This window comes from Nocardioides okcheonensis, from assembly GCF_020991065.1.
GTDB lineage: Bacteria > Actinomycetota > Actinomycetes > Propionibacteriales > Nocardioidaceae > Nocardioides > Nocardioides okcheonensis.
In genome coordinates, this window is sequence record NZ_CP087710.1 from 3,486,664 (window position 1) to 3,512,769 (window position 26,106).

Annotated in this window: 24 protein-coding genes and 1 pseudogene; 20 read left to right on the forward strand and 5 right to left on the reverse strand. The window is 72.9% G+C overall.

The window, feature by feature from the left end:
* Positions 1 to 7 precede the first annotated feature (7 nt).
* The 17 genes and pseudogenes from LN652_RS17000 to LN652_RS22180 all read left to right on the forward strand — a co-directional run.
* Positions 8 to 865: an ATP-grasp domain-containing protein gene (locus LN652_RS17000; RefSeq protein ID WP_230441783.1), complete on the forward strand. Its 858-nt coding sequence runs from the start codon at positions 8 to 10 to the stop codon at positions 863 to 865.
* A gap of 188 nt (positions 866 to 1,053) precedes the next feature.
* Positions 1,054 to 1,728 carry a TadE family protein gene (locus tag LN652_RS17005; RefSeq protein WP_230441784.1) on the forward strand — a complete coding sequence of 225 codons (675 nt, stop codon included), beginning with the start codon at positions 1,054 to 1,056 and terminating at the stop codon, positions 1,726 to 1,728.
* Between the two features lie 11 nt (positions 1,729 to 1,739).
* Positions 1,740 to 3,536 carry a pilus assembly protein TadG-related protein gene (locus LN652_RS17010; RefSeq protein ID WP_230441785.1) on the forward strand — a complete coding sequence of 599 codons (1,797 nt, stop codon included), beginning with the start codon at positions 1,740 to 1,742 and terminating at the stop codon, positions 3,534 to 3,536.
* Positions 3,537 to 3,780: 244 nt separating this feature from the next.
* On the forward strand, positions 3,781 to 5,409 hold the full coding sequence (gene groL / locus LN652_RS17015; protein WP_230441786.1) for a chaperonin GroEL: 1,629 nt from the start codon (positions 3,781 to 3,783) through the stop codon (positions 5,407 to 5,409).
* Between the two features lie 185 nt (positions 5,410 to 5,594).
* The gene (locus LN652_RS22060) at positions 5,595 to 6,959 is read left to right on the forward strand and encodes a collagen-like domain-containing protein (protein ID WP_329958438.1); all 1,365 of its coding nucleotides are present in this window, start codon (positions 5,595 to 5,597) and stop codon (positions 6,957 to 6,959) included.
* 94 nt (positions 6,960 to 7,053) lie between these two features.
* A complete protein-coding gene (locus tag LN652_RS17025) occupies positions 7,054 to 7,617 on the forward strand; it encodes a hypothetical protein (RefSeq protein ID WP_230441787.1) in 564 nt (187 codons plus the stop codon).
* Positions 7,618 to 7,697: 80 nt separating this feature from the next.
* Entirely contained in the window at positions 7,698 to 8,204 is a 507-nt protein-coding gene (locus LN652_RS17030; protein WP_230441788.1) for a hypothetical protein, read from the forward strand.
* Complete coding sequence (locus tag LN652_RS17035) at positions 8,201 to 8,752, forward strand: nucleotidyltransferase family protein (protein ID WP_230441789.1); 552 nt, start codon at positions 8,201 to 8,203, stop codon at positions 8,750 to 8,752. The genes LN652_RS17030 and LN652_RS17035 overlap by 4 nt, the downstream gene beginning before the upstream one ends.
* A 55-nt stretch (positions 8,753 to 8,807) precedes the next feature.
* A complete protein-coding gene (locus tag LN652_RS17040) occupies positions 8,808 to 9,674 on the forward strand; it encodes an AAA family ATPase (RefSeq protein WP_230441790.1) in 867 nt (288 codons plus the stop codon).
* Positions 9,671 to 10,807: a vWA domain-containing protein gene (locus LN652_RS17045; RefSeq protein ID WP_230441791.1), complete on the forward strand. Its 1,137-nt coding sequence runs from the start codon at positions 9,671 to 9,673 to the stop codon at positions 10,805 to 10,807. The genes LN652_RS17040 and LN652_RS17045 overlap by 4 nt, the downstream gene beginning before the upstream one ends.
* Positions 10,800 to 11,933: an XdhC family protein gene (locus tag LN652_RS17050; RefSeq protein ID WP_230441792.1), complete on the forward strand. Its 1,134-nt coding sequence runs from the start codon at positions 10,800 to 10,802 to the stop codon at positions 11,931 to 11,933. The genes LN652_RS17045 and LN652_RS17050 overlap by 8 nt, the downstream gene beginning before the upstream one ends.
* 131 nt (positions 11,934 to 12,064) lie before the next feature.
* Positions 12,065 to 13,282 (forward strand): sigma-54-dependent transcriptional regulator family protein, encoded by a 1,218-nt coding sequence (locus tag LN652_RS17055; protein ID WP_230441793.1) that lies wholly within the window; start codon positions 12,065 to 12,067, stop codon positions 13,280 to 13,282.
* Between the two features lie 127 nt (positions 13,283 to 13,409).
* Positions 13,410 to 14,474 (forward strand): ScyD/ScyE family protein, encoded by a 1,065-nt coding sequence (locus tag LN652_RS17060; RefSeq protein WP_230441794.1) that lies wholly within the window; start codon positions 13,410 to 13,412, stop codon positions 14,472 to 14,474.
* Positions 14,475 to 14,726: 252 nt separating this feature from the next.
* Positions 14,727 to 15,197: a (2Fe-2S)-binding protein gene (locus LN652_RS17065; protein ID WP_230441795.1), complete on the forward strand. Its 471-nt coding sequence runs from the start codon at positions 14,727 to 14,729 to the stop codon at positions 15,195 to 15,197.
* On the forward strand, positions 15,194 to 17,662 hold the full coding sequence (locus tag LN652_RS17070; protein WP_230441796.1) for a xanthine dehydrogenase family protein molybdopterin-binding subunit: 2,469 nt from the start codon (positions 15,194 to 15,196) through the stop codon (positions 17,660 to 17,662). Before LN652_RS17065 ends, LN652_RS17070 begins: the two co-directional genes overlap by 4 nt.
* The gene (locus tag LN652_RS17075; RefSeq protein WP_230441797.1) at positions 17,659 to 18,504 is read left to right on the forward strand and encodes an FAD binding domain-containing protein; all 846 of its coding nucleotides are present in this window, start codon (positions 17,659 to 17,661) and stop codon (positions 18,502 to 18,504) included. The genes LN652_RS17070 and LN652_RS17075 overlap by 4 nt, the downstream gene beginning before the upstream one ends.
* Before the next feature lie 26 nt (positions 18,505 to 18,530).
* Positions 18,531 to 18,881, forward strand: a pseudogene (locus LN652_RS22180) (SRPBCC family protein); the annotation flags it as partial.
* A gap of 339 nt (positions 18,882 to 19,220) precedes the next feature.
* Here the strand turns inward: LN652_RS22180 and LN652_RS17080 are convergent.
* Complete coding sequence (locus LN652_RS17080) at positions 19,221 to 19,844, reverse strand: alpha-ketoglutarate-dependent dioxygenase AlkB (protein ID WP_230441798.1); 624 nt, start codon at positions 19,842 to 19,844, stop codon at positions 19,221 to 19,223.
* Positions 19,845 to 19,963: 119 nt separating this feature from the next.
* Between LN652_RS17080 and LN652_RS17085 the strand changes: the two genes are divergently transcribed.
* Positions 19,964 to 20,686 (forward strand): GntR family transcriptional regulator, encoded by a 723-nt coding sequence (locus tag LN652_RS17085; RefSeq protein WP_230441799.1) that lies wholly within the window; start codon positions 19,964 to 19,966, stop codon positions 20,684 to 20,686.
* Positions 20,687 to 20,690: 4 nt separating this feature from the next.
* Here the strand turns inward: LN652_RS17085 and LN652_RS17090 are convergent, their stop codons facing one another.
* On the reverse strand, positions 20,691 to 21,272 hold the full coding sequence (locus tag LN652_RS17090; protein ID WP_230441800.1) for an HD domain-containing protein: 582 nt from the start codon (positions 21,270 to 21,272) through the stop codon (positions 20,691 to 20,693).
* The gene (locus LN652_RS17095) at positions 21,269 to 22,132 is read right to left on the reverse strand and encodes an oxygenase MpaB family protein (protein WP_230441801.1); all 864 of its coding nucleotides are present in this window, start codon (positions 22,130 to 22,132) and stop codon (positions 21,269 to 21,271) included. Before LN652_RS17095 ends, LN652_RS17090 begins: the two co-directional genes overlap by 4 nt.
* Before the next feature lie 79 nt (positions 22,133 to 22,211).
* On the opposite strand from LN652_RS17095, the gene LN652_RS17100 reads away from it, so the two are divergent.
* Positions 22,212 to 22,673, forward strand: coding sequence for a MerR family transcriptional regulator (locus LN652_RS17100; RefSeq protein WP_230441802.1), 462 nt, complete (start codon positions 22,212 to 22,214; stop codon positions 22,671 to 22,673).
* Between the two features lie 70 nt (positions 22,674 to 22,743).
* Entirely contained in the window at positions 22,744 to 23,784 is a 1,041-nt protein-coding gene (locus LN652_RS17105; protein ID WP_230441803.1) for an NAD(P)-dependent alcohol dehydrogenase, read from the forward strand.
* Positions 23,785 to 23,880: 96 nt separating this feature from the next.
* Here LN652_RS17105 and LN652_RS17110 read toward each other — a convergent pair whose 3' ends face one another.
* Positions 23,881 to 25,527, reverse strand: a complete 1,647-nt coding sequence (locus LN652_RS17110) for a DNA repair helicase XPB (RefSeq protein WP_230441804.1) — start codon at positions 25,525 to 25,527, stop codon at positions 23,881 to 23,883.
* Positions 25,524 to 26,087: a CGNR zinc finger domain-containing protein gene (locus LN652_RS17115; RefSeq protein ID WP_230441805.1), complete on the reverse strand. Its 564-nt coding sequence runs from the start codon at positions 26,085 to 26,087 to the stop codon at positions 25,524 to 25,526. The genes LN652_RS17110 and LN652_RS17115 overlap by 4 nt, the downstream gene beginning before the upstream one ends.
* Between the last annotated feature and the right edge of the window lie 19 nt (positions 26,088 to 26,106).

Below are 26,106 nucleotides of genomic sequence, written 5' to 3' on the forward strand. Positions count from 1 at the left end.
GCGGGCGATGACCGTCCTCCTCGCCACCAGCGGCGACCTCCCGACCGGTGAGCCCGGCGCCGCGGCACTCGACGCGGCGCTCGCCGAGCGTGGGGTCGACGCCACCTGGGCGCGCTGGGACGACCCGGCCGTCGACTGGGCGGCCGCCGACCTCGTCGCCGTCCGCTCGACCTGGGACTACGTCACCCGCCACCGCGACTTCCTCGCGTGGACGCAGGCGCTCGACCAGTCCCGCCTGCTCAACGGCGCGGACGTCTTCGCGTGGAACCACGACAAGCGCTACCTCACCGACCTGGGGGACCTGCCGGCCGTGCCGACGGTCCTCGCCGACGACCGGCCAGCGCTGGCCGCCGCGGTGGCCCGCTTCGGCACCGCCGTGGTGAAGCCGCGCGTCGGCGCGGGGGGAGCCGGCCTGATCGTGGTCACCGACCCCGACGACCCGCGCCTGGGCACGCCGGTGCAGAGCCACCCCGACTACCCCGAGGTCGGTGGCCCGTGGGTCGTCCAGCCCCTCGTCGAGTCGATCCGCACCCACGGCGAGACGTCGGTCTACGTGCTCGACGGCCACCTCGCCCAGCGCTTCGACAAGCTGCCGGGCGAGGGTGACGTCCGCGTCAACGAGGAGTTCGGCGGCCGGGTCCGGGCCGTCGCTCTCGGCGACGTCGCCGACCTCGCGCTGCGCGCGGCCGATGCCATGGCCGCCCGCTTCGGGCGCCCGATGGACTACCTCCGCGTCGACCTGCTGCGGTGGCAGGGGGAGTGGGTGGTGAGCGAGCTCGAGCTGATCGAGCCGGGCCTCTACCTCGACGTGTCGCCCGCCAACGCCGCACCCTTCGCCGACCTGGTGGCCTCGCGCCTGCGGTAGTGCCGTCCGGACCACCCCGCACATGGTCATTTCGGGCTATACATCTCGACCGTCGTGCTGACGCATCCTTGATCCGCTGTCACTAGCGTTCGGCAAAGGTCGGGCGCGCTGCGCCTCGGGCGCCAAGACTGTGGCAGCAGGTGTCGTACGTCGTCTGCAGCGGCGTGGGGACAACGAGGGAGTAGTCGATGAGGTTCTTCGCCAGGCGACGGGACGATCGCGGTGCGGTCGCGGTCGAGTTCGCCCTCACGGTGCCGATCCTGCTGCTCTTCTTCCTCGGCACCATCGAGCTCGGCCTCTACATGAAGGACAACATCTCGATGAGCAGCAGCGTGCGCGCGGGCGCACGCTCGGCGTCGGCGGCCGCCGACGCCGGACCGGGCACCTGCGAGGCGAGCGCCTCGCCCCCGCCGTGCTCGCCCGCCTCGGTGCCCGGGTTCGCGCAGGCCGCGGCCGACACCATGCAGACCGCCGGCATGGCCATGAACTCCGCCGACATCCAGTGGGTGATGGTCTACAAGGCCAACGGGGCCGGCTTCCCGGGCACCGGCTCCACCATCCCCGCCAGCTGCTCGGGCGTCGCGAACTGCGTGATGTACGTCTGGGACGCGGGCGTCGTCACCGCCAACGGCACCGGGCGCTTCCGCTACTCCAGCGGGTCCTGGGCGTCGGCCACCGTCAACGCCTGCCTCAACGAGACCGACGCGGTCGGGGTCGCGCTCCGCGCGAACCACAACTGGATGACCGGCCTGATGAACAGCGTCCTCGGCGGCGCCAAGGTGATGACCGAGCGCACCGTCATGAAGTTCGAGCCGCTCGAGCAGGACCGGTGCAAGCCGGGCACCCCCAACGCGCACAACTGATCGGACGAGAGATGAGAGCCCCCACCACCTGGCGCAGGCGTCGTGACGAAGCGGGCGCGACCGCCATCATCGTCGCGATGTTCTTCGCCTTCATCGCGCTCCCGCTCGGCGCCGCCTCGGTCGACCTGGCCCGCCTCTACGTCGAGCTCCAGCGGGTCCAGGCGGCGGCCGACGCCGCCGCCACCGCGGGTGTCACCTTCATGCCCGACGACTTCGACGCCGCCCGCGCCCGCGCCATCGAGGTCGCCGAGGACAACGGGTTCCCCAACTCCGGCACGTCGTCGGTGACCGTCGCGGCCGGCACGAAGCCCACGCAGCTCAAGGTGACGGTGTCGTCCACCGTCAAGAACGCCTTCGCACGCTCGTTCGGCATCTCCCAGTCGACCATGTCCCGCTCGGCGCTCGCCGACTTCAACGGGCCCGCGCCGATGGGCAGCCCGTGCAACAGCTTCGCCAACGAGCCCGCCGGGTCCGCGCAGCTCGGCCCGCAGAGCTCCCAGACCAAGGTCCCCACCTACGCCAGCTGCTCGAACCCCCAGTTCTGGGGCGCGATCACCGGACCGGAGACCTGGAAGGACCAGGGGTCGCAGTACGACGCCCGCAAGTGCGGCAGCGGCGAGGACGGCTGCAGCGGCGGGGTCAACGACGAGTTCGACCCGCGCGGCTTCATCTACCTGATCCGGGTCGCCCCTGCCGGGGTCGGGCAGTCGGTGAACCTGCAGATCTACGACCCGGCCTACGTCGAGACGGCGGCCGACTGCTCGACCGGCCCGACCGCGAACATCTCGTCGTCCGCCAACGGCAACTACCCCTACGCCACGACCGACGCCAGCGACCGCTACAAGAACGACAACGTCAACGCGACGATGTTCTGCACCGGCGACTCGGACAACAGCGGCCGACGCTTCGGCGTCGAGGTGCCCACCATCACGTCGTTCACGGTGCGCAGCCCGGTGGACAACCTGAACCCGTACACGGCTCCGGCCCTCAACCCGACCGAGTGCACCAAGCAGTGGCCCGGTTACGCCTACACGGGCAGCACCGGCCCCCGCGAGCGGAACCTGCGCAACCTCGGCAGCAACGCCGCCCTGCAGGAGGAAGTCGCACGGGTCTTCCACCAGTGGGTCAACCTGTGCACCTTCACCCCGACCCAGGCCGGTGACTACTACCTGCAGGTCCGCAGCAACGTGGCCATGCCGTTGGCCTACACGCTGGACTCGACCGGCGCGGTGGCCGGCAACGCGAACGTCTACAACCAGGCTGCCGACAACCCGCTCGTGCTCGGCAACGGCACCAACCAGTTCGCCGTCCGCGCCGTCACCGGCGCCGCGGCCGGCGCGATCTCGGTCTCGCCCTGGGAGAAGATGCGCATCTTCGCCAACGCCGACTCGGCCAACACGCAGTTCAACCTGGTGCGCGTGGTGCCGGCGGCGGCCAACAAGACCCTGGTCATCACCTACTTCGACGTCGGTGAGGCCACCGGCACGACCGCGGGCAGCGTGCAGATCCTGCCGCCCGGCGACGCCAAGATCGGTGCCGCGGCGATGACGTCGATCTCCGACTGCAAGGCGACCGGACCCACGACGGGAACGCTGACCAACTGCAAGGTCAACGGGGTGACGTCGGCGACCAACAACGGCAAGCTGCAGACGATCCGGGTGCCGATCCCCAACACCTACACCTGTCAGACCTCCAGCCAGGGTGGCTGCTGGTTCCGGGTGGCGATCAACTTCCCCGGTGCGACCGTGACCGACGCGACCACGTGGACCGCCCGCATCGTGGGCGAGCCGGTGCGCCTGATCGAGTAGCCGCGCCCTCCGCGCCACGAGCACTGCCGACGCCGTCCCGGACCTCCGGGACGGCGTTTGCACTCTCGGGGGTCGAGTGCTAAACATGAGGCTGGCACTCTCGACTGGAGAGTGACAACGACCCGGGTGACGCTGAGGTCGGCAAGGCCGGTGGGAATGGATCGCCGGCGGAGCCGGTCGTCCGTCGCGGGCAGCCTGCCCGGGGACACCACCAGACTCACGTCGATAGGAATCGCGAAGAGTTATGCCGAAGCTGATTGCTTTCAACGAGGAGGCCCGCCGCGGCCTCGAGCGGGGTATGAACACCCTCGCCGACGCGGTCAAGGTCACCCTCGGCCCCAAGGGCCGCAACGTCGTCCTGGAGAAGAAGTGGGGCGCCCCCACGATCACCAACGACGGTGTCTCGATCGCCAAGGAGATCGAGCTGGAGGACCCCTACGAGAAGATCGGCGCCGAGCTGGTCAAGGAGGTCGCCAAGAAGACCGACGACGTCGCCGGTGACGGCACGACGACGGCCACCGTCCTGGCCCAGGCCATGGTCCGCGAGGGTCTGCGCAACGTCGCGGCCGGCGCGAACCCGATGGGTCTCAAGCGCGGCATCGAGGCCGCCGTCGAGGCCGTGTCCGAGCAGCTGCTCGCCATGGCCAAGGACGTCGAGACCAAGGAGCAGATCGCGTCCACCGCGTCGATCTCCGCCGCTGACACCACCGTCGGCGAGATCATCGCCGAGGCGATGGACAAGGTCGGCAAGGAAGGCGTCATCACCGTCGAGGAGTCCAACACCTTCGGGCTGGACCTCGAGCTGACCGAGGGCATGCGGTTCGACAAGGGCTACATCTCGGCCTACTTCGCCACGGACCTCGAGCGCATGGAGGCCGTGCTGGAGGACCCGTACATCCTCATCGCCAACTCCAAGGTGTCGACGGTCAAGGACCTGCTGCCGCTGCTGGAGAAGGTCATGCAGTCCGGCAAGCCGCTGCTGATCATCGCCGAGGACGTCGACGGCGAGGCGCTGTCGACCCTGGTCGTCAACAAGATCAAGGGCACCTTCCGCTCCGTCGCCGTCAAGGCGCCGGGCTTCGGTGACCGCCGCAAGGCCATGCTGCAGGACATCGCCATCCTCACCGGTGGCCAGGTCATCTCCGAGGAGGTCGGCCTCAAGCTCGAGTCGGCCGGCATCGAGCTGCTCGGCCAGGCCCGCAAGGTCGTCATCACCAAGGACGAGACCACCATCGTCGAGGGTGCCGGCGACCAGGGCCAGATCGAGGGCCGTGTCAACCAGATCCGCGCCGAGATCGAGAAGTCGGACTCCGACTACGACCGCGAGAAGCTCCAGGAGCGCCTCGCCAAGCTGGCCGGCGGCGTGGCCGTCATCAAGGTCGGCGCGGCCACCGAGGTCGAGCTCAAGGAGCGCAAGCACCGCATCGAGGACGCCGTGCGCAACGCCAAGGCCGCCGTCGAGGAGGGCATCGTCGCCGGAGGTGGCGTGGCGCTCGTCCAGGCCGCCGCCACCGCGTTCGACAAGCTCGACCTGGTCGGCGACGAGGCCACCGGCGCGAACATCGTCCGCGTCGCCACCTCGGCCCCGCTCAAGCAGATCGCGATCAACGCCGGTCTCGAGGGCGGCGTCGTGGCGGAGAAGGTCGCCAACCTGACGGCCGGTCACGGCCTCAACGCCGCGACCGGTGACTACGTCGACATGATCGCCGAGGGCATCATCGACCCGGCGAAGGTCACCCGCTCGGCGCTGCAGAACGCCGCGTCGATCGCCGCGCTGTTCCTCACCACCGAGGCCGTCGTGGCCGACAAGCCCGAGAAGGCGCCGGCCATGCCCGGCGGCGACATGGGCGGCATGGGCGGCATGGACTTCTGATCCATCCCCCTCGTTCCACCGGCAGGGCCTCCGCTTCGGCGGGGGCCCTGCTGCCATTTCGTGACGGACCTCGGCCCGTGGACGGGTTCCGGTGTTCCCGGGACGAGGAGCGCTTCTGGCTCCTAGGCTCGTCGTGCGCAGAGCCGCCGTGGGGGTGGCCGCGCACTCATCCCCCAGGAGCCCTCGTGACCCACTTCAAGCCTGCGCGCCTCGGGCAGCGCACCGTCCCCGCCCTGATCGTCGCCGGCGCCCTCGTGGTGTCCGCCGGCGTCGGCGGCGCCACCGCCGGCGCCCTCATCACCGGCAAGGACATCCGCGACCGGTCGATCACGGCCGACGACATCGCCAACCGCACCATCGGCAAGCAGCAGATCAGCACGGACGCGCTCGACAGCCTCCGCACCAGCTGGAACTCCGGCGTGGGCGCGCCGAAGGCCGGCGACGGCGACACCAACAGCTGGTACCTCGACACCGCGACCGGCGACGCCTACAAGAACACCCCCGGCGGCTGGTCGTTCCGCGTCAACATCATGGGCGCCACCGGTGCCCCCGGCGCGGTGGGACCGCAGGGCGCCAAGGGCGCCGACGGTGCGACCGGCGCCCAGGGCGCGAAGGGCGACCGTGGTGACGCGGGAGCCGACGGCGCCAAGGGCGACACCGGCGACCAGGGAGAGAAGGGCGACCAGGGCGACACCGGTGCGACCGGCGCCGCAGGCAGCCAGTGGCTGCGCGGCGCGGGTGCTCCCGGCAACGGCCTCGGCACGACCGGCGACTGGTACCTCGACACCGACTCGTGGGACGCCTACCAGAAGGGCGCCCAGGGCTGGGCGCCCGTCGTGAACCTCCGCGGCCCGATCGGCCCCAAGGGCGACACGGGTGACACCGGCGCCACGGGTGCGACCGGCGCGACGGGCTCGACCGGTGCGCAGGGTCCGCAGGGCACGACGGGCGCCACCGGCTCGGCCGGCGCGACCGGTGCGCAGGGCGTGCAGGGTCCGCAGGGGCCGCAGGGGCCGGCCGGTCCGACGGGTCCGCAGGGGCCCGCCGGGGCCACCGGCGCCACGGGCGCGACCGGTCCGCAGGGACCCGCCGGCGGTGCGCTCGTCCTCAAGGACGCCAACGGCGTGACGCTCGGTGACGTCGTCCACATGGACTCCTACGGCGTCTCCTTCATCAGCTCGACCGGCTACCTGCTGTCCGTCGCGTGGGACGGCACCAGCAGCCCGGCACAGATCTACTACACCTCCTCCTGCGCCAACGTGAACAGCGGCCAGGCCTACCTCAACGACGGCGGTACTCCAGGACAGGTCAACTTCGGCAAGGCCGCGGTCTACAGCGGCTCGCTGGGGTCGTGGATGGTGCCCGCCACCGTCACGTCCGGCTACACGACGTCGGTGTCCTTCACGTCGGCGTCGATCGACAACCCCGACTGCGGTGCCAGCGCCGGCAGCAACAGCGGGTGGCTGCTGGAGACGGCGACCCGCACGGCCCTCGGCCTGCCGGCCGGCGGAACGGTCAACCAGGTGGCAGTCCCGCTCGAGGTCAACTGACGCAGGCGCTTCCACACCCAGCACGGCCCCCGCCCACGGCGGGGGCCGTGCTGCGTCCGTCCCCGCGCTCGGTGCACGCTGGTAGGAATGGGCCATGCGCCTCCCCGTGCCCGGCCCCCGCGACGTGATGTCCCTGCTCGAGCGCGGGGGTGACCAGGTCGAGGCGGTCATCGGCGCCGTGCCGCGGATGCTGACCCTGCTCGACGACGCCGAACGGCTGCTGGTGCGGGCCTCGGGCGCGATCGAGCGGGTCCGTGAGGTGACCGAGGCGGCGAACGTCGTCGTCGTGCGGGTCGGGGGAGTGGTCGACGACGCGCAGGTCCAGGTCGGGAGGGTCACCACCCTCATGGACGGCCTCGAGCCGTCCCTGACCCGGCTGCAGCCGACGCTGGAGACCCTGGCCGACACCACCCACCCCGACGAGGTGAAGGCGCTCGTCCGGCTCGTCGACCAGCTGCCCGTGCTGACGGAGCGCGTCGAGCAGGACGTGGTGCCGATCCTCGGCACGCTCGGCTCGGTGGCGCCCGACGTGCACGACCTGCTCACCGTCGCCCGCGAGCTCAACGACATGCTCGCCAAGCTCCCCGGCATGGGTCGGATCAGGCGCCGGATCGACGAGCAGGAGGGCGAGGACGACACCGACGCCACCGTGCGCTGAGCGGGAACGGATCGCGACCCGCGTCCGTCCCACTCCCACGGGCCGGTGACCACACCGGCCCGGCCAGACCAGGAGGAACCGTGAAGACCCTGCGCAGCCTCGTCGCCGCCCCCGTCACCGTGCTCGCCCTCGCGACCCTGTCCGCCTGCGGCGGAAGCACCACGGACTCCGACGCGCCCGAGTCGGCCCCGTCCTCGTCGCAGACCTCCGACGACTCCGACGCCGCGGGCGCCGCCTCGGACGGCACGCTCGCCCTCACCGCCGACGGCACGACGGCCGGCAAGTGCGCGGTGCCCAACGCGGAGACCCTCGCCGGTTTCGACACGGCCTTCGCGGGCACCGTCGCCTCGATCGACGGCGGCACCGTCACCCTCGACGTCGACCAGTGGTACGCCGGCGGCGACGGCTCGACCGTGACCGTCGACGCTCCCAGCAAGGACCTGCGGGACCTCCTCATGGCGGTCGACTTCCAGGAGGGGAAGACCTACCTGGTCAGCGCCGACGGCGGTCGGGTCACGCTCTGCGGCTTCACCGCGGAGGCGGCCCCCGAGCTGCAGGCGCTCTACGACCAGGCGTTCGCCGGGTGACCTCGGTCGCCGGGCTGCTCCTGGCCGCCGGCGCGGGTCGCCGGTTCGGCGGCCCCAAGGCGCTGGCCCGCGACGACGACGGCACGTCGTGGCTGCTGCGGTCGGTCCAGGCGCTGCGCCCGTGCGCCGAGGTGGTGGTCGTCCTCGGCGCCGGGGCCGAGCAGGCCGCGGCACTGCTGCCGATGTCGGTCGCGCGGGTGCGCGCCGATGACTGGGCCGACGGGATGGGCGCGTCCCTGCGTGCCGGTCTGGAGGCGCTGGAGGGGACGGACCACGACGCCGCGCTCGTCACGCTCGTCGACCTGCCCGACGTGGGGGGCGACGTGGTCGGGCGACTGCTCGGCGCCGCCCGCGGCAGCGACGTGCTCGCCCGGGCGGCGTACGACGGGGTGCCGGGGCACCCGGTGCTGATCGGCCGGGACCACTGGGCGGGCGTCGTCACCTCGGCCGCCGGCGACCGCGGTGCGCGTGACTACCTCGCCGCCCGCGCCGTCGACCTCGTCGAGTGCGGCGACCTCGCCACCGGCGTCGACGTCGACGCCCGCTGATCGTCGCCACCCCTCGCCAACGTGGGACCAACGTGCCGGGTCGTAGCCTGACGGCATGGACTCCGCTGCTGACGTCGCCGCCCGGCTCGGCGCGACCGGCTACCTCGCCGACGACGAGCTGGCCACGGTCGTCTTCCTCGCCTCCCGCATGCAGCGCCCGCTGCTGCTCGAGGGGGAGCCCGGCACCGGCAAGACCGCGCTCGCCGAGGCGCTGGCGCAGGCCCTCGACCTGCCCCTCGTCCGGCTGCAGTGCTACGAGGGGATCGACGCCAGCCAGGCGCTCTACGACTGGGACTTCCCGCGCCAGATCCTGCACCTGCGCGCGCTCGAGGCCGCCGGGGCGGTCGACTCCGACGAGGCCGAGAAGAGCCTCTACGACGAGCGCTTCCTGCTCGCCCGCCCGGTCCTGGCCGCGCTGCGCCAGGCGCCGGCGGTGCTGCTGGTCGACGAGGTGGACCGTGCCGACGACGAGTTCGAGGCGTTCCTGCTCGAGGTGCTGTCGACCTGGCAGGTGACGATCCCCGAGTTCGGCACCGTCACCGCTCCGGAGCCGCCGCTGGTCGTGCTCACCTCCAACCGCACGCGCGAGCTGCACGACGCGCTCAAGCGACGCTGCCTCTACCACTGGATCGACCACCCCGGCCTGGAGCGGGAGGTCGAGATCGTCCGTTCCCGCGCGCCGGAGGTCGGCGAGCAGCTGGCCCGCCAGGTCGTGTCCCTGGTCCAGCAGCTGCGGGTGCGCGACGACCTGCTCAAGCCGCCGGGCGTCGCCGAGACCCTCGACTGGGCGCGGGCACTCACGCACCTCGGCACCACCGACCTCGACCTGGCCACGGCCGCGGCCACGCTCGGGGCGCTGCTGAAGTACCGCGAGGACGGCGACCGGGTGAAGGCGGCCCTCGACCGGATGCTGTCGCGATGAGCGTCGGAGCCGAGGAACTGCACGCACCCGACGAGGTGCTGCTCGGCTTCGCCCGCGCGCTGCGGGCGGCGGGCGTCCCGGTCACCCAGGACCGCGCCCACGGCTTCCTGGCCGCGGTCGCGGCGGTGGGCCTCGACGACCGTCGGGCGACCTGGTGGGCGGGGCGGGCCACCCTCTGCGGCTCGCCGGACGACCTCGCCCGCTTCGACCAGGTCTTCGCCGCGTGGTTCGACCACCGCGACGGCCCGCCCCGGGCGAGACCGCGCGAGACCCCGCGCCCGGCGACCGCCCACCTGCTGCCCGACGCGGAGAGCGGTGGCGCCGGCCGGGGCGACGAGGACGAGGACGTGCTGCGGGTCGCGGCGTCGGAGTCGGAGGTGCTGCGCCACCGCGACGTCGCGACGCTCGACGCGCACGACAAGCGGCGTCTCGACGCGATGTTCGTGCGGCTCGCGCTGCGCCCGCCCACCCGGCGCACCGCCCGGCACCGCCGCTGGCACCGCGGGAGCGTGGACGCGTCCCGGACGCTGCGCGCCTCGCTGCGGCGGATGGGCGAGCCCGGCGAGATCGCCTGGCGCCGCCGCGGCACCCGGCCCCGGCGCGTGGTGCTGCTGGTCGACGTCAGCGGGTCGATGAGCGCGTACGCCGACGCGCTGCTGCGCCTGGCGCACCGGCTGACGCAGTCGGCGCGCGCCCACGGTGGCGTCGTCGAGACGTTCACCGTCGGCACCCGGCTCACCCACGTGACGCGCGCGCTGCGCTCACCGGACCCCGACCGGGCGCTGGTCGCTGCCGGGGAGGTGGTGCCCGACTGGTCCGGCGGCACCCGGCTCGGCGAGACGCTGCGGGTCTTCCTCGACCGCTGGGGTCAGCGCGGGATGGCACGTGGCTCGGTGGTCGTCGTGTTCAGCGACGGGTGGGAGCGCGGGGACGCGGCCCTGCTCGGCGAGCAGATGGCCCGGCTCCAACGGGTCGCCCACCGCGTCGTGTGGGTCAACCCGCACCGCGGCAAGGCCGGCTACGCCCCGCTCCAGGGCGGTGTGGTCGCGGCCCTGCCGCACTGCGACGACTTCCTCGCCGGCCACTCGCTGGCGACCTTCGCCGACCTCACGGAGGTGATCGCGCGTGCGTGACGTGCTGCCCGAGCTGATGCAGTGGTGGGAGGCGGGCGAGACCGTCGGGGTGGGCACCGTGGTGGCCACCTTCCGGTCCGCGCCCCGACCGGCCGGGGCGTCGATGCTCGTCGGGCCCGACGAGTCCGCGGTCGGGTCCGTGTCGGGCGGGTGCGTCGAGGGCGCGGTCTACGAGCTGGCCCAGTCCGTCGTCGCCTCGGGCGAGCCGGTGCTGGAGCGCTACGGCGTCTCCGACGACGACGCGTTCGCCGTCGGCCTGACCTGCGGCGGGATCCTCGACGTCTTCGTCGAGCGGGTGTCGCGCGAGACCTTCCCCGAGCTCGGCGAGGTGGCTGCCGACGTCGAGGCCGGCCGACCGGTCGCGCTGGCCACCGTCATCGAGCACCCCGACCCGACGTGGCTCGGCCGGCGGATGGTCGTACGCCCCGACGCGCCGGCCGGGGGCACCCTGGGCTCGCCGCGCGCCGACGCCGCCGTCCACGACGACGCCCTCGGCCTGCTCGCCGCCGGGAGCAACGCCACCCTCACCTACGGGCCCGACGGCGAGCGCCGGGGCGAGGGGATGCGGGTCTTCGTGTGGGGCTTCGCCCCCAAGCCCCGGATGCTGGTCTTCGGCGCGATCGACTTCGCCGCCGCCGTCGCCAAGGTGGGCTCCTTCCTCGGCTACCACGTCACGGTCTGCGACGCCCGGCCCGTGTTCGCGACGAGCTCGCGCTTCCCGGGCGCCGACGAGGTCGTCGTCGACTGGCCGCACCGCTACCTCCGGGCCGAGGTCGACGCCGGCCGGGTCGACCGGCGCACGGTGCTGGCCGTGCTCACCCACGACCCCAAGTTCGACGTGCCGCTGCTCGAGGTCGCGCTGCGGCTGCCCGACGACGTGCGCCCCGCCTACATCGGGGCGATGGGCTCGCGACGCACCCACGACGAGCGGATGGAGCGGCTGGTCGACGCCGGCCTCGACGACGCCGAGCTGGCCCTGCTGTCGTCCCCGATCGGGCTCGACCTCGGTGCCCGGACCCCGGAGGAGACGGCCGTGTCGATCGCCGCGGAGATCGTCGCGCGGCAGTGGGGCGGGTCGGGGGAGCGGCTCGCCGCGACGTCGGGTCGCATCCACCACGACGACTGAGCGCGCGGCGCACGTCGTGTGCCGCCACCCCGGGTGGCGCGACGGTCGGCGCGAACGTCCTCGGTGGTCCAGATTCCCTGTTGCGAGCGTCACAGGCGAGTTAGGTTGGCCGCGACCACAGGGGAGCCGCCATGCCGAGCGAGGATCTGCACGCACGCCGCGTCGACGCCGTGCGCGCCTGGACCCGCTTCGTCTCCGACGGGGACGCGCAGGCGGTCCGGCCGGAGATCCTGCGCAGCTGGCAGCTGTCCGGGGTGGTGTCGCCGACGGTGACCCACGCGCCGCTCGCCGACGAGGGTGACACCGCGGAGTTCTGGAACGCCTCGCCGCTGCAGACGGCCGTGTCGCGGGTCCAGGACGAGCTGCGGCGCACCGCCGAGGACGGCGACCTCGTCATCGCGGTCACCGACGAGCAGACCCGCATCCTGTGGACCTACGGCGGCCGGGTGATGCGGCGCAAGGCCGAGACGGTCAACTTCGTGCCGGGCGGCAGGTGGGACGAGCAGAGCGTCGGCACCAACGCGCTCGCCATCGCCGGGCGCACCGCGAAGCCGTCGATGGTGTTCAGTGCGGAGCACTACGCGGAGGTCGTGCACAACTGGGTCTGCTGGGCGGCCCCGGTCTTCGACCCGGTCACCGGTCGCAGCCTCGGGGTGATCGACCTGTCGACGACGTGGGACCGCACGCACCCGATCGGGCTGGCGACTGCCCGCGTGATGGCGCGCCTGATCGAGGGGGCGCTGCCGGCCGACCGGCGCGGCGACCCCGGCGCTGCGGCCGCGCCGGCGGACCCCGGGCTGACGCTCGGACTGCTCGGGACCGCCGAGGTGTGGCTCGACGGCCAGCGGCTGCTGCTCAACAGGCGCCAGACCGAGATCCTCGCGCTGCTCGCCCTCCACCCGGGCGGGTTGTCGGTCGAGCACCTCCACTCCCTCCTCTACGGCGACGCCGCCGTCACCACGTCCACGCTGAAGGCGGAGGTCTCGCACCTGCGGGCCGCCCTCGCCGGCCAGCTGTCGTCGCGGCCGTACCGCCTGACCCTGCCGGTGACCACCGACGTGGAGGAGGTGCAGCGGCTGCTGCGCCGCGGCGACGTGCGGGCCGCCGTCCGGGCCTACGGGGGCGACCTGCTGCCCGGCACCGACTCGCCGGCGCTCGTCCAGATGGGCGACTACCTCGCCGTCAGCGTCCGCGAGGCGCTGCTGGCCGATCCCGACCCCGACGCGGTGCTGCGCTACAGCGACCTCGCTCCCTACGACACGGCGGTCGTCGAGGCCTGCCTCGCCGCCATCCCGGTGCACCACCCGGTGCGGCCGCTGCTCAAGGGCAAGCTCGCCAGCGCCCGCTGAGCGGGCACAAACTGGGTAATTCCCGAGAGATCCGTCGCTGCTCTGGCGCGGTCGGCGTCCCCGGAGGACGCTCGGTAGGAGCGCGCTGCGCCGGGGAGGAGGCGCAGCCACGTTCCGAGGAGCACGCATGGCAACGACACGACCAGGGGTGACCGCAGCGGTCGCCGCGCTGCTCGCGGGGGGACTGCTCGTCGCCCCCGCCCCGTCCGGGGCCGCACCGGCGTCGGACCCCACGACCGTGGCGAGGAAGCTCGTCTCGCCGCTCAGCATGGCGGTCGCCGGCGACGGCACCGCCTACGTCAGCCAGAACTTCGCGGGCCTGCTCACGGCGGTGCCCGCCGGCGGCTCGCCCGAGGTGGTGTTCGCCGCGCCGAGGAAGACCGAGGTGGGGGCCGTCTCGGTCGGCGGCGGCCTGGTCCGCTTCGCCACCACCGCCAAGAAGCACGCCGCGCTGTGGTCGATGCGCCCGGGCGCGAGCCCGACCGAGGTCGCCGACCTCTACCGCTACGAGAAGACCCGGAACCCGGACGCCGACCAGGCCTACGGCTTCACCGACCTCGACCCGACCTGCCTCGCGCAGGTGCCCCCGGCGGTCCCGGCGTCCTACGCCGGCCTCGTCGACTCGCACCCCTACGGCACCGCGGTGCGCCGCGGCACGACGTACGTCGCCGACGCCGGCGCCAACGCCATCCTCGCCGTCAGCCCGCGTGGCAAGGTCTCCACCGTCGCGGTGCTGCCCACCGTGCCGGTGGTGATCACCGCCGAGGCGGCGGCCGCCAACGAGCTCCCGGCCTGCACCGTCGGCCACGCGTACGCCTTCGAGCCGGTGCCGACCGACGTCGAGGTCGGGCGCGGCGGCTGGCTCTACGTCAGCCTCCTGCCCGGCGGGCCGGAGGACGGGAGCGCGGGCGCCAACGGGATGGTCGTCAAGGTGAAGGCGCGCACCGGTGCGGTCCGCACGGTCGCGTCCGGGTTCGCCGGCGCGACGGGCGTGGCGGTCGCCCGCAACGGTGACGTCTACGTCGCTCAGCTCTTCGGCGGGCAGGTCTCGCGGGTCCGGCACGGCAGCAGCACCGCGAAGCCGTGGGCGACGGTGAAGATGCCCGCGGCGGTGGAGTGGGTCGGCGGCCAGGTGCTGGTGTCGGCCAACGTCCTCGCCGACGGGCCGAAGGGCAAGGTGCTGGCCTACTGACCAGGGGAGGCACGCGGCGGTGTGGGCGGGAGTCAGGGCCCGCCCACGCCGCCGCGTCGCTGCCGGTCTGGACCGGGTCTCGACGCGCTGCCGCGCCCTCGCGAGCTCGGGCGCGACGCTCGCTCGACCGGGACAGCCTCGCCCGCGACCTCGTTCCTCGGTCACGGGCGGCCTGCCCCCAACCATCGACCAACCAGCTCCACCTACCGTCGGCGTCGAGTGACACACCTCACACCCGCCCGGAGGCGACTGATGACGAAGATCCACCTCACTGTCGACGGGGCCTCGGTCTCGGACGACGTCGAGCCGCGCATGCTGCTGGTCCAGTACCTGCGCGAGAAGCTCGGCAAGACCGGGACCGTGATCGGCTGCGACACCTCCAACTGCGGAGCGTGCACGGTCCACCTCGACGGCACCAGCGTGAAGTCGTGCAACGTGCTCGCGGTGCAGGCCGACGGCCGCACCGTCACCACGATCGAGGGCCTCGCCGACACCGTCGACTCCGAGCTCCACCCGGTGCAGGAGGCGTTCCGCGAGTGCCACGGCCTGCAGTGCGGCTTCTGCACCCCCGGGATGATCATGCAGGCCGTCGACCTGCTCGCCGAGAACCCCGATCCGACCGAGGAGGAGGTGCGGCTCGGCATGGAGGGCAACCTCTGCCGCTGCACCGGCTACCACAACATCGTCAAGAGCGTGCTGCACGCCGCCGGAGGTGCGAAGTGACCGCCACCCAGGAACGCCCGGCCACCGAGATCGGCCGCGACCGCCGCCGCAAGGAGGACCAGCGGCTGATCACCGGCCGGACCCGCTGGACCGACAACATCACGCTGCCGGGGATGCTGCACCTGGCGATGGTGCGCAGTCCCTTCGCCCACGCCACCATCACGTCGGTCGACGTCGAGGCCGCCAAGGCCTCGCCCAACGTCGTCGCGGTGCTGAGCGGCAAGGACTTCGGCGACGAGCTCGGCGCCTGCATCAACGCGTGGCCGATCACGCCCGACCAGAAGACCCCGGGCCACTCGCCGATGCCGGCCGACCGCGTCGCGTTCGCCGGTGAGATCGTCGCCGTGGTCGTGGCCCGCAGCGCCGCGGAGGCGCGTGACGCCGCCGAGCTCGTCGACGTCGAGTACGACGAGCTGCCGGCCGTCGTCGGCATCAAGAAGGCGCTCGAGGACCAGGTGCTCGCCCACCCCGACCTCGGCACCAACAAGTCCGCCCTGTGGGTCTTCGACTCCGCGGAGGCCGGCACCGGCAGTGACGTCGAGGCGGCCATCGAGGCCGCGCGCTCCGACGGCATCGTCATCGAGCGCGAGTACCGCCAGCAGCGGCTGATCCCCGCCTTCATGGAGCCGCGCAGCGTCGTGGTCGACCCGACCGGCGAGCAGATGACGATGTGGTCGGCGACCCAGATCCCGCACATCCTGCGCTTCGCGCTCGCCGCCACCACCGGCGTGCCCGAGTCGAAGATCCGCGTCATCGCCCCCGATGTGGGCGGTGGCTTCGGCGGCAAGCTCCAGACCACGCCGGAGGAGTGGATCGCGTGGGCGGTGGCGCGCCGGCTGATGAAGCCGGTGAAGTACACCGAGACCCGCAGCGAGAGCCTGATGGCCGCCCACCACGGCCGCGACCAGGTCCAGACCCTCACCCTGGCCGCCGACAAGGACGGCAACGTCACCGGCTTCAAGGTGCACCTCGACGCCGACCTCGGCGCCTACATCGCCATCGTCGGCGGCGGCGTCCCGGTGCTCGGCGCCTTCATGTTCAACGCGATCTACAAGTTCCCGGCCTACCGCTTCGAGTGCCAGACCGTCCTCACCAACACCACCTTCACCGACGCCTACCGCGGCGCCGGGCGGCCCGAGGCGACCTACGCGATCGAGCGGATGATGGACGAGCTCGCCGCCGAGGTCGGTGTCGACCCGCTCGAGATCCGCGAGCGCAACTGGATCACCCACGAGGAGTTCCCGTTCACCACCGTGGCCGGCCTCGAGTACGACACCGGCAACTACGAGGCGGCGACCGCGAAGGCCAAGGAGTCCTTCGGCTACGACGCCCTGCGCGCGGAGCAGAAGGAGCGTCGCGAGCGCGGCGACCGCGTCCAGCTCGGGATCGGGGTCTCGACCTTCACCGAGATGTGCGGCCTCGCGCCGAGCCGGGTGCTGGGCAGCCTCGACTACGGCGCCGGCGGCTGGGAGCACGCGAGCGTACGGCTGACGCCCCTCGGCAAGGTCGAGGTCGTCACCGGCGCCAGCGCCCACGGGCAGGGCCACGAGACGGCGTTCAGCCAGATCGTCGCCGACCGGCTCGGCGTCCCGTTCGAGGACGTCGAGGTGCTGCACGGCGACACCCAGACGGCTCCGAAGGGCCTCGACACCTACGGCTCCCGCTCGCTCGTGGTCGGCGGAGAGGCGCTGGTGCGGGCCGTCGACAAGGTGATCGACAAGGCCAAGGTGCTCGCCGCCCACCTGCTGGAGGCCAGCGAGGACGACCTCGAGTACTCCGGCGGCCGGTTCACCGTCCGCGGCACCGACCAGGGGACGGCGATCCAGGAGCTCGCGACCGCGGCGTTCGCCGGGCACAACTACCCCGAGGGCATGGAGCTCAACCTCGACGCCGACGCGACCTACGACCCGGTGAACTTCAACTACCCCCACGGCACGCACCTGTGCGCCATGGAGGTCGACACCGAGACCGGTCAGGTGAAGATGCGCAAGTACACCTGCTGCGACGACATCGGCACCATCATCAACCCGCTGATCGTCGCCGGGCAGGTCCACGGCGGCCTCGTCCAGGGCATCGCGCAGGCGCTGTGGGAGGAGGCGGTGCACGACGAGGCCGGGACGCTCGTGAGCGGATCGTTCGTCGACTACCTCCTGCCGACCGCGGCCGACACGATCTCCTTCGACGTCGTGCACACCGACGACCCGAGCATCTGCACCACCAACACGCTCGGCACCAAGGGCGTCGGCGAGGCCGGCACCATCGCCTCCACGCCCGCGGTCGTCAACGCGGTCGTCGACGCCGTGCGCCACCTCGGTGTCACCGACATCCAGATGCCGTGCACGCCCGAGCGGGTCTGGCGCGCCATCCACGCCGGCGACCAGGCCGCACCGACTCCCGAGGCGGCGATGCCTCACTTCGACGAGTCCGAACCCGGACCCGACAGCACGGAAGGGGCCCAGGCATGATCCCGGCGCAGTTCGACTACGTCGCGCCCAGCTCGGTCGAGGAGGCGCTCGCCGCCCTCGGCGAGCACGGCGACGACGCCAAGATCCTGGCCGGCGGCCAGAGCCTCCTGCCCGTGCTGCGGATGCGCCTCAACGCGCCCGAGGTGGTGATCGACCTCGGTCGGATCACCTCCCTGCGCGGCATCCGCGACGACGGCGACGCGATCGTGATCGGCGCGATGACCACCCACACCGAGGTCCGCGACGACGCGCTCGTCAAGGATCACGCGCTGCTCCTGTCGAAGGCCGCGGCCGAGGTGGCCGACTCCCAGATCCGCCACCGCGGCACCTTCGGCGGCGCGCTCGCCCACGCCGACCCGGCCGGCGACCTCGGCGCGCCGGCGCTGGCGCTCGGTGCGCAGTTCGTGATCGCCGGCTCCGGCGGCACCCGCACCGTCGAGGCCGACGACTTCTTCGTCGACCTCTTCGAGACCGCGATCGGCGAGGACGAGATCCTCACCGAGGTCCGGGTCCCCAAGCACACCGGCTGGGGCGCGCACTACGAGAAGTTCGTGCGGGTCGCCCACCAGTGGCCGATCGTCGCCGTCGCGGCGACCGTCAAGGGGTCGATCGACGAGGCCCGCGTGGGCCTGACCAACATGGGGTCGACGCCCCTGCGGGCGCGGGCCACGGAGGCCGCGCTCGCCGGTGCGAGCGCGACCGAGGACGGCGTACGCGCTGCGGCGGAGCAGGCGGCCGACGGCACCAACCCGCCCTCCGACCTCAACGGCGCCGCCGACTACCGCCAGCACCTCGCCCGGGTCCTCACCGGCCGCGCGGTGCTCCGGGCAGCGGGGGCGTAGGCGTGGAGCTGTCCCACCGCTTCACCGTGCCCGTCGGCGTCGAGGAGACCTGGGCGCACTTCAACGACATCGCGTCGGTCGCCGAGTGCTTCCCGGGCGCCCAGGTGACCGAGGCGGACGAGGAGTCGTTCTCGGGATCGGTGAAGGTCAAGCTCGGCCCGATCGCGCTGCAGTACAACGGCAGCGGCACCTTCGTGGAGAAGGACGCCGTGGCGCACCGGTTCGTGGTCGACGCCAAGGGCAAGGACAAGCGCGGCAACGGCACGGCCGGCGCCAAGGTGACGGTGTCGATGACCGGCTCCGACTCCTCCACCGACGTGGCGGTCGAGACCGACCTGGCCATCACCGGCAAGCCGGCGCAGTTCGGCCGTGGCGTGATGCAGGACGTCTCCGACAAGCTGCTGGGGCAGTTCGTGTCCTGCCTCGAGCAGCGCCTCGCCGCGCCCGCGCCGGAGCCGGAGCCCGAGCCCGAGCCGGCCACCGACGCCGCGCCCGGCGCGGACGACGGACGGCGCCGACGGCCCGGGCGGCCGCTCGCCGCCGAGGCCGGCGCCCCCGCCGCCCCCGCCGCCCCCGGCGGAGGCGCTCGACCTGGGGAGCGCGGTGCTGCCCGTCCTGGCGAGGTCGTACTGGAAGCAGGCGCTGGCCGCGGTCGTGGGCCTCGCCCTCGTGCGGCGGCTGCTGCGGAGGTAGCGCCGGTCGACCTGGTGGGCGGGTCAGAACACGTGGAGCGGGCGGAACTGCACCGAGATCCGCGGCCCCGCGTGGGCGACCTTGGGCACCGCGTGCTCCCAGGTGCGCTGGCAGGACCCGCCCATCACCACCAGGTCGCCGTGGCCCATCGTGAACGCGATCGACGCACCCCCGCCGCGCGGGCGCAGCAACAGCCGGCGGGGGTCGCCGACGCTCACGATCGCCACCATGGTGTCCTGGTGGCGCCCACGTCCGATGGTGTCGCCGTGCCAGGCCACCGAGTCGCGGCCGTCGCGGTAGTAGCAGCAGCCGGCGCTCACGAACGGCTCGCCGAGCTCGGGGAGGTAGTGCTCGCTCAGCGTCTCGCGGGCCCGTTCCAGCACCGGGTGGGGGAGCGCGTCGCCCCCGACGTAGGTGTGCACCAGGCGCGGGACGTCGACCACCGCGTCGTACATCTCCCGCCGCTCCGCGCGCCACGGCACCCGGGCGACGAGGGCCTCCAGCACGGCGTTGGGCTCGGCCAGCCAGCTGCGCTGCACGTCGACCCAGGCGCCGTCGGTGAGCAGGCGGCGCTCCGGCGCGAGGGGCACCGCGGCGGTGTCCTCGGCGGCGAAGAGCGAGCCCTGGAAGTCCAGTGGGGAGTCCACGGCGGCATCGTACCCGATCTGTCGAACGCACGTTCGAACATCAAGGTCTGGTCAAGGCTTACCCACAGGCTTGGTCAATTGGGTGACGTAGATCAGCGCCGCTCCTTAGCCTGTGTGGCATGGAGCCGGTGGACCTCGTCGTCCCGCGTCAGCGGGCGCTGAAGCACGTGCAGGTGCGTGAGCACGTGCGCGGGCTCATCGAGAGCCAGCCCCCCGGGTCGGCGGCGCCGTCCGAGCGCGAGCTGGTCGCCCGCTTCGGCGTGGCCCGGATGACGGTGCGCCAGGCGCTCGACGCCCTGGTCGCCGAGGGACTCCTGGAGCGGATCCCCGGGCGCGGGACGTTCGTCGCCCAGCCGCCCAAGACCCCGGGGCGCCTGACGTCCTACACCGAGGAGATCCGTCGGCGCGGGATGCTCCCGGAGTCGCAGACCCTCCTCGCCCGCGTCGAGCAGGCGGGGCCGGGCGTCGCCCGTGCCCTCGACATCTCGCCGGGTGACCCGGTCCTGCACTGGCGCCGGCTGCGGCGGGCCGACCAGGAGATCGTCTGCGTCGAGGACGCCTACCTCAACGAGGTGCTGCTGCCGGGCTTCCTGCAGCACGGCACCCCCACCAGCCTCTACGAGGCGCTCGCCGCGCGGGGGCTGCGCCCGACCGACGTCGAGGACGCGATCAGCGCCGACCGCGCGAGCGCCGAGGAGGCCAGCATCCTCGGCATCGCCGAGGGCGACCCGGTCCTGCGCCACGCGCGCCGGGCGGTGGCCGACGGCCGGATCGTCGAGGTCTCGCGCACCTGCTACCGCCACGACCGGTTCACGTTCTACCTCCAGCTCGCCGACCGCTGAGGGCTCACCCGCGCAGCCCCGCCAGCTCGCGCTCGAGGTTCGCGCGCGCGGGGGCGTCCCACAGGTCGTGCGCCTGACGGGTGCGGAACAGCCGCGGCCGCGCGGCGAGGTCCTCGAGCACGGCGCGACGCCCGGCGCGGAAGTCGGCGTCGGACACGTGCGCGAAGTCGGCCCGCACGCCCGCGACGTAGGCGTCGTAGCGCTCCCGCGTGGCGGCGAGGATCCCGAGGTCGGCGTCGCTGAGGGCGCACCCGTCGGCGTCGTCGTCGTCCGGCTGGTGCTCGAGGGTCATCCGCACCAGCCGCGCGACCTCCGCCGCGAGGGGCGGCGCCAGGACCCGCTCGGCCCACCGGGCCGAGCGCTCCTCGTCGTCGTCGGCGCCGTCGTAGACCGCGTCGTGGAACCACGCGGCGAGCGCGACCGTCGCGGCGTCGAAGCCCGCGCCCGCGTCGGCGAGCTCGTCGAGGCGCTCGAGCACCTCCGCGAGGTGCTGCAGGTCGTGGTAGCCCGGGCGGTCCCACGCGGCCAGCAGCTCGTCGCGCACGTCGTGCCGGTCCGGCAGCGGCCAGCGGGCCGCCAGGCTCACGCCTGCTGCTCCTGCAGCTGGCGGGCGTGGTCGTGGCCGGACGCCATCGCCCAGCGGATGGTGCGGGTGGCGGCGGCGCCCAGGATCCGGTTGGTCACCGGCGGGACCGGCGGCAGCCGCAGCTCGCGCCGGGCCTCGGTCGGCAGCAGGCCGATCGCGGCGGTCGCGAGCGAGAGGTAGCCGGGACGCGCGACCAGCGGGAGGTCGGGGTGCAGCAGCAGGAAGCGGATCGCGTCGTGGGCGGCGGGCGTGCCACGCAGCTCGGGCCCGTAGGCGGTCAGCACGGTGCGCAGCTCCTCCTCCGAGCGCGGGGCGCCGATCACGCCGAGGTGCTCGGCGGCGACGGCGGTCTGGGCGACGTACTCGTCGCGCTCGCGGCCGACCAGCGGCCGGCGGCCGTAGCGGTCGTGGGCGAGCAGGAAGCTCTCGATCTCGGCGGCGTGGACCCAGCCGAGCAGGTGCGGGTCGCTCGCAGCGTAGGGCGTCCCGTCCGGCATGGTGCCCGTCACCGACTCGTGGGCCCGCTGCACCGCCCGGATCACCTGCAGCGCGTCCTTCTCGGTGCCGAAGGTCGTCATCGCGATGTAGGTGGAGACCTGCGCGAGCCGGCCCCACATGTCGCCCTGGTAGCCGGAGTGGTCGGCCACGCCCTGCATCGCCGCCGGGTGGAGCGACTGCAGCATGATCGCGCGGATGCCGCCGACGAACATCGACGCGTCGCCGTGCACGCGGGCGATGGGGGAGTCGGGCGCGAACCACCGGGGACCGGGGGTGCCGTGCACCCGCTCGCGGGCGCGGTCGCCGTCAGGCCCGGCCACCTTGCGGAACAGCTCGGCGCCGAGGCGTTCGCGGAGGGTCACGTCCTCGAGCCTAGCGAGCGCGCACAACGTCCGCGGCCCGCTTTGACTTCGAGTACTCGAAGTTCCTAGCGTCGAGGACGTGACCACGCACGCCGAGCCCCGCAGCTACACGATCCGCGAGACGGCGGCCCTCACCGGGCTGCCGGCGAGCACGCTGCGCTACTACGAGCAGGTCGGGGTGATCCCCCCGATCAGCCGCGGCGCGAGCAGCGGGCACCGCGTCTACGGCGAGGCCGACCTCGACCAGCTGATGTCGGTGTCCTGCCTGGCCGCGACCGGCATGGGGCTCGACGACATGCGCCACTACATGGCCAACGCCCGACGGGGCGCCGCCGCGGCGGCCGGGCAGCGCGAGCTGCTCGAGCAGCAGCAGCGGCACCTCACCGTCGAGGCGGAGCGGCTGGCCCTGCGCCAGCGCTACGTCGACCTCAAGATCGCCTACTGGCAGGCGGTCGAGGACGGCGACGCCGGGCGCGCCGACGAGATCTCGGCGCGCGCCCGGGCGATGGCCGAGGAGCTGCGCGCGGTCACCGACCACTAGTCGGGCCACGGCCCGACCGCCGTCCGGGCGCCGCCCGGAGGTCCCCCGAGGAAGCAAGGAGATTTCCACCATGCGCGTGAACGCCTACGCCGCCCCCGCCGCCGGCCAGCCGCTCGAGCCGATCACCATCGAGCGCCGCGAGGTCGGCGCCAACGACGTGCTCATCGACATCGAGTACGCCGGCATCTGCCACTCCGACATCCACACCGTCAACGGCGACTGGGGCCCGCAGCCCTTCCCCGTCGTGCCGGGCCACGAGATCGTCGGCACCGTCACCGCGGTCGGCTCCGACGTCTCGCGCCACCAGGTCGGCGACCGCGTCGGCGTCGGCTGCATGGTCAACTCCTGCGGCGAGTGCGACAACTGCCGCGCCGGTGACGAGCAGTACTGCCGCCAGGGCATGGTCGGCACGTACGCCGCCACGGACCGCGACGGCACCACCACCCAGGGCGGCTACTCCCAGAAGGTCGTGGTCGACGCCGACTACGTCCTCTCGGTCCCCGAGGGCCTCGACCCCGCCGCAGCCACCCCGCTGCTGTGCGCCGGCATCACGACGTACTCCCCGCTCAGGCACTGGAACGCCGGCCCCGGCAAGAAGGTCGCCGTCGTCGGCCTGGGCGGCCTCGGCCACATGGCCGTCAAGATCGCCCACGCGATGGGCGCCGAGGTGACCGTGCTGTCGCAGTCGCTGAAGAAGCAGGAGGACGGCCTGCGTCTCGGCGCCGACCACTACTACGCGACCTCCGACGAGGGGACCTTCGAGACCCTCGCCAGCTCGTTCGACCTGATCATCAACACCGTCAGCGCCAAGATCGACGTCAGCGCCTACCTCGGCCTGCTCGCGGTCAACGGTGCGATGGTCAACGTCGGCGCTCCCGCCGAGCCGCTCGACGTCAACGTGTTCTCGCTGCTCAGCAACCGGCGCACGTTCGCCGGCTCCATGATCGGCGGCATCGCCGAGACCCAGGAGATGCTCGACTTCTGCGCCGAGCACGGCATCGTCAGCGAGATCGAGCTGATCCGGGCCGACCAGGTCAACGAGGCCTACGAGCGGGTGCTCGCCTCCGACGTGCGCTACCGCTTCGTGATCGACAGCAGCACCCTCGCCTGACGGCGCACCCAGCCGAGTCGGCAGCACCTGGGCCCCCGATCCTGCCGACTCGGCAGGGTCGGGGGTCAGGTTGTGCCGACCCGGCGGAGTCGCGGGTCAGGCGTCGGCCTGCAGGTCCCCGGCGTCGATGATCCGGTAGGCGTAGCCCTGCTCGGCGAGGAAGCGCTGGCGGTTCTGCGCGAAGTCGGCGTCGACGGTGTCGCGTGAGACGATCGTGTAGAAGTGGGCGCTGCGCCCCTCGGTCTTGGGACGCAGCAGCCGGCCCAGCCGCTGCGCCTCCTCCTGGCGGGAGCCGAAGGACCCGCTGACCTGGATCGCCACCTCGGCCGAAGGCAGGTCGACGGAGAAGTTGGCGACCTTGCTCACGACCAGCAGCCCGACCTCGCCGGAGCGGAACGCGTCGAAGAGCCGCTGACGCTCCTTGACCGTCGTCTCGCCCTTGATCACGGGCGCGTCGAGCATCGCGCTGATCTCGTCGAGCTGGTCGATGTACTGGCCGATCACGAGGGTCGGCTGCCCGGCGTGCTGCCTCACCAGGTCCTTGACCACGTCGATCTTGGCGTGCGTGCACGACGCCAGCCGGTAGCGGGTGTCGGGGTCGCTGGTGGCGTAGGCCAGCCGCTCGCCGTCGGGGAGCGTCACCCGCACCTCCACGCAGTCGGCCGGCGCGATGTAGCCCTGCGCCTCGATGTCCTTCCACGGCGCGTCGTAGCGCTTCGGCCCGATGAGCGAGAACACCTCGCCCTCGCGGCCGTCCTCGCGCACCAGGGTCGCGGTCAGGCCGAGCCGGCGCCGGGCCTGGAGGTCGGCGGTCATCCGGAAGATCGGGGCGGGCAGCAGGTGCACCTCGTCGTAGACGATGAGGCCCCAGTCGCGGGCGTCGAGCAGCTCGAGGTGCGGGTAGACGCCCTTGCGCTTCATCGTCAGCACCTGGTAGGTCGCGATCGTGACCGGCCGGATCTCCTTGACGGCGCCGGAGTACTCGCCGATCTCGTCGGCGGTCAGCGACGTACGCCGGACCAGCTCGTCCTTCCACTGGCGGGCGCTGACCGTGTTGGTGACCAGGATCAGCGTGGTCGCCCCGGCGTGGGCCATCGAGGCGGCGCCGACGATGGTCTTGCCCGCGCCGCAGGGGAGCACCACGACGCCCGAGCCGCCGTCCCAGAAGGACTGCGCGGCGTCGCGCTGGTAGGGGCGGAGCGTCCAGCCGTCCTCGGCCAGGTCGATGGCGTGCGCCTCGCCGTCGACGTAGCCCGCGAAGTCCTCGGCCGGCCAGCCCAGCTTGAGCAGCGCCTGCTTGAGGTTGCCCCGCTCGCTCGGGTGGACCGCGACGGTGTCGTCGTCGATGCGGGCGCCGACCATGCCGGCGACCTTCTTGGCGCGCAGCACCTCCTCGAGGACGGGGCGGTCCACCGACGACAGGACCAGGCCGTGCACCGGGTGCTTCTCCAGGCGCAGCCGCCCGTAGCGGCCCATCGTCTCGGCCACGTCGACGAGCAGCGCGTGCGGCACGGCGTACCGGCTCCAGGTGAGGAGCGCGTCGACGACCTGCTCGGCGTCGTGGCCGGCGGCCCGGGCGTTCCAGAGGCCGAGGGGCGTGAGCCGGTAGGTGTGGATGTGCTCGGGGGAGCGCTCGAGCTCGGCGAACGGCGCGATCGCCTTGCGGGCCTCGGCGGCCGACGGGTGGTCGACCTCGAGCAGCAGCGTCTTGTCCGACTGGACGATCAGGGGGCCGTCGTTCACTGCGCCGCCGCCGCGGCCGGGGCGTCGCCGTCGTGCTGCGCGCGCACCGCCTTCTGCCGTGCCCGGAACGCCGCCACGTTGGCGCGCGAGGAGCACCGGTCGGAGCAGTAGCGGCGCGACTGGTTGGGCGAGGTGTCGACGAACACGTGGTCGCACTTGGGCTCCGAGCACGTCCCGAGCCGGGTCGCGCCGAGGTCGCACACGAGGGTGGCCAGGCCCATCAGCGCCTCGCCGATCAGCAGCTCGGCGACCGACGCGGCGCGGTTGGCCACGTGCATGTGGAGGTGGGTGGGGTCGTGGTCGGAGATCATCGGGGTGACCGGGTGCCGGGCGAGCAGGTCGTTGAGCTGGCTCACCACCAGGCGTACGTCGTCGGCCTGGGAGGCCTCGAAGACCGGGCGCAGCTCGGCGCGGAAGGTCTCCAGCGCGGCCACGTCGTCCGTCACGACCGACCGGTGGAGCCAGGAGCGGTCCGCGAGGTGCTCACGCAGGGCGGCCTCGTCGGGCAGCTCGGCGTTGACGAGCGCGGCGGAGCGCTCGGCGTAGCGGAGGAAGTCCATCCGACCATTCTACGAACGC

What these genes read in the sequence shown, in the direction of transcription:
- LN652_RS17025 (WP_230441787.1), top strand. Translation starts at nt 7,054, where the DNA reads ATGCGCCTCCCCGTGCCCGGCCCCCGCGACGTGATGTCCCTGCTCGAG.
- LN652_RS17085 (WP_230441799.1), top strand. Translation starts at nt 19,964, where the DNA reads ATGGAGCCGGTGGACCTCGTCGTCCCGCGTCAGCGGGCGCTGAAGCAC.
- LN652_RS17105 (WP_230441803.1), top strand. Translation starts at nt 22,744, where the DNA reads ATGCGCGTGAACGCCTACGCCGCCCCCGCCGCCGGCCAGCCGCTCGAG.
- LN652_RS17065 (WP_230441795.1), top strand. Translation starts at nt 14,727, where the DNA reads ATGACGAAGATCCACCTCACTGTCGACGGGGCCTCGGTCTCGGACGAC.
- LN652_RS17000 (WP_230441783.1), top strand. Translation starts at nt 8, where the DNA reads ATGACCGTCCTCCTCGCCACCAGCGGCGACCTCCCGACCGGTGAGCCC.
- LN652_RS17045 (WP_230441791.1), top strand. Translation starts at nt 9,671, where the DNA reads ATGAGCGTCGGAGCCGAGGAACTGCACGCACCCGACGAGGTGCTGCTC.
- LN652_RS17040 (WP_230441790.1), top strand. Translation starts at nt 8,808, where the DNA reads ATGGACTCCGCTGCTGACGTCGCCGCCCGGCTCGGCGCGACCGGCTAC.
- LN652_RS17075 (WP_230441797.1), top strand. Translation starts at nt 17,659, where the DNA reads ATGATCCCGGCGCAGTTCGACTACGTCGCGCCCAGCTCGGTCGAGGAG.
- LN652_RS17055 (WP_230441793.1), top strand. Translation starts at nt 12,065, where the DNA reads ATGCCGAGCGAGGATCTGCACGCACGCCGCGTCGACGCCGTGCGCGCC.
- LN652_RS17115 (WP_230441805.1), bottom strand. Translation starts at nt 26,087, where the DNA reads ATGGACTTCCTCCGCTACGCCGAGCGCTCCGCCGCGCTCGTCAACGCC.
- groL (WP_230441786.1), top strand. Translation starts at nt 3,781, where the DNA reads ATGCCGAAGCTGATTGCTTTCAACGAGGAGGCCCGCCGCGGCCTCGAG.
- LN652_RS17010 (WP_230441785.1), top strand. Translation starts at nt 1,740, where the DNA reads ATGAGAGCCCCCACCACCTGGCGCAGGCGTCGTGACGAAGCGGGCGCG.
- LN652_RS17005 (WP_230441784.1), top strand. Translation starts at nt 1,054, where the DNA reads ATGAGGTTCTTCGCCAGGCGACGGGACGATCGCGGTGCGGTCGCGGTC.
- LN652_RS17060 (WP_230441794.1), top strand. Translation starts at nt 13,410, where the DNA reads ATGGCAACGACACGACCAGGGGTGACCGCAGCGGTCGCCGCGCTGCTC.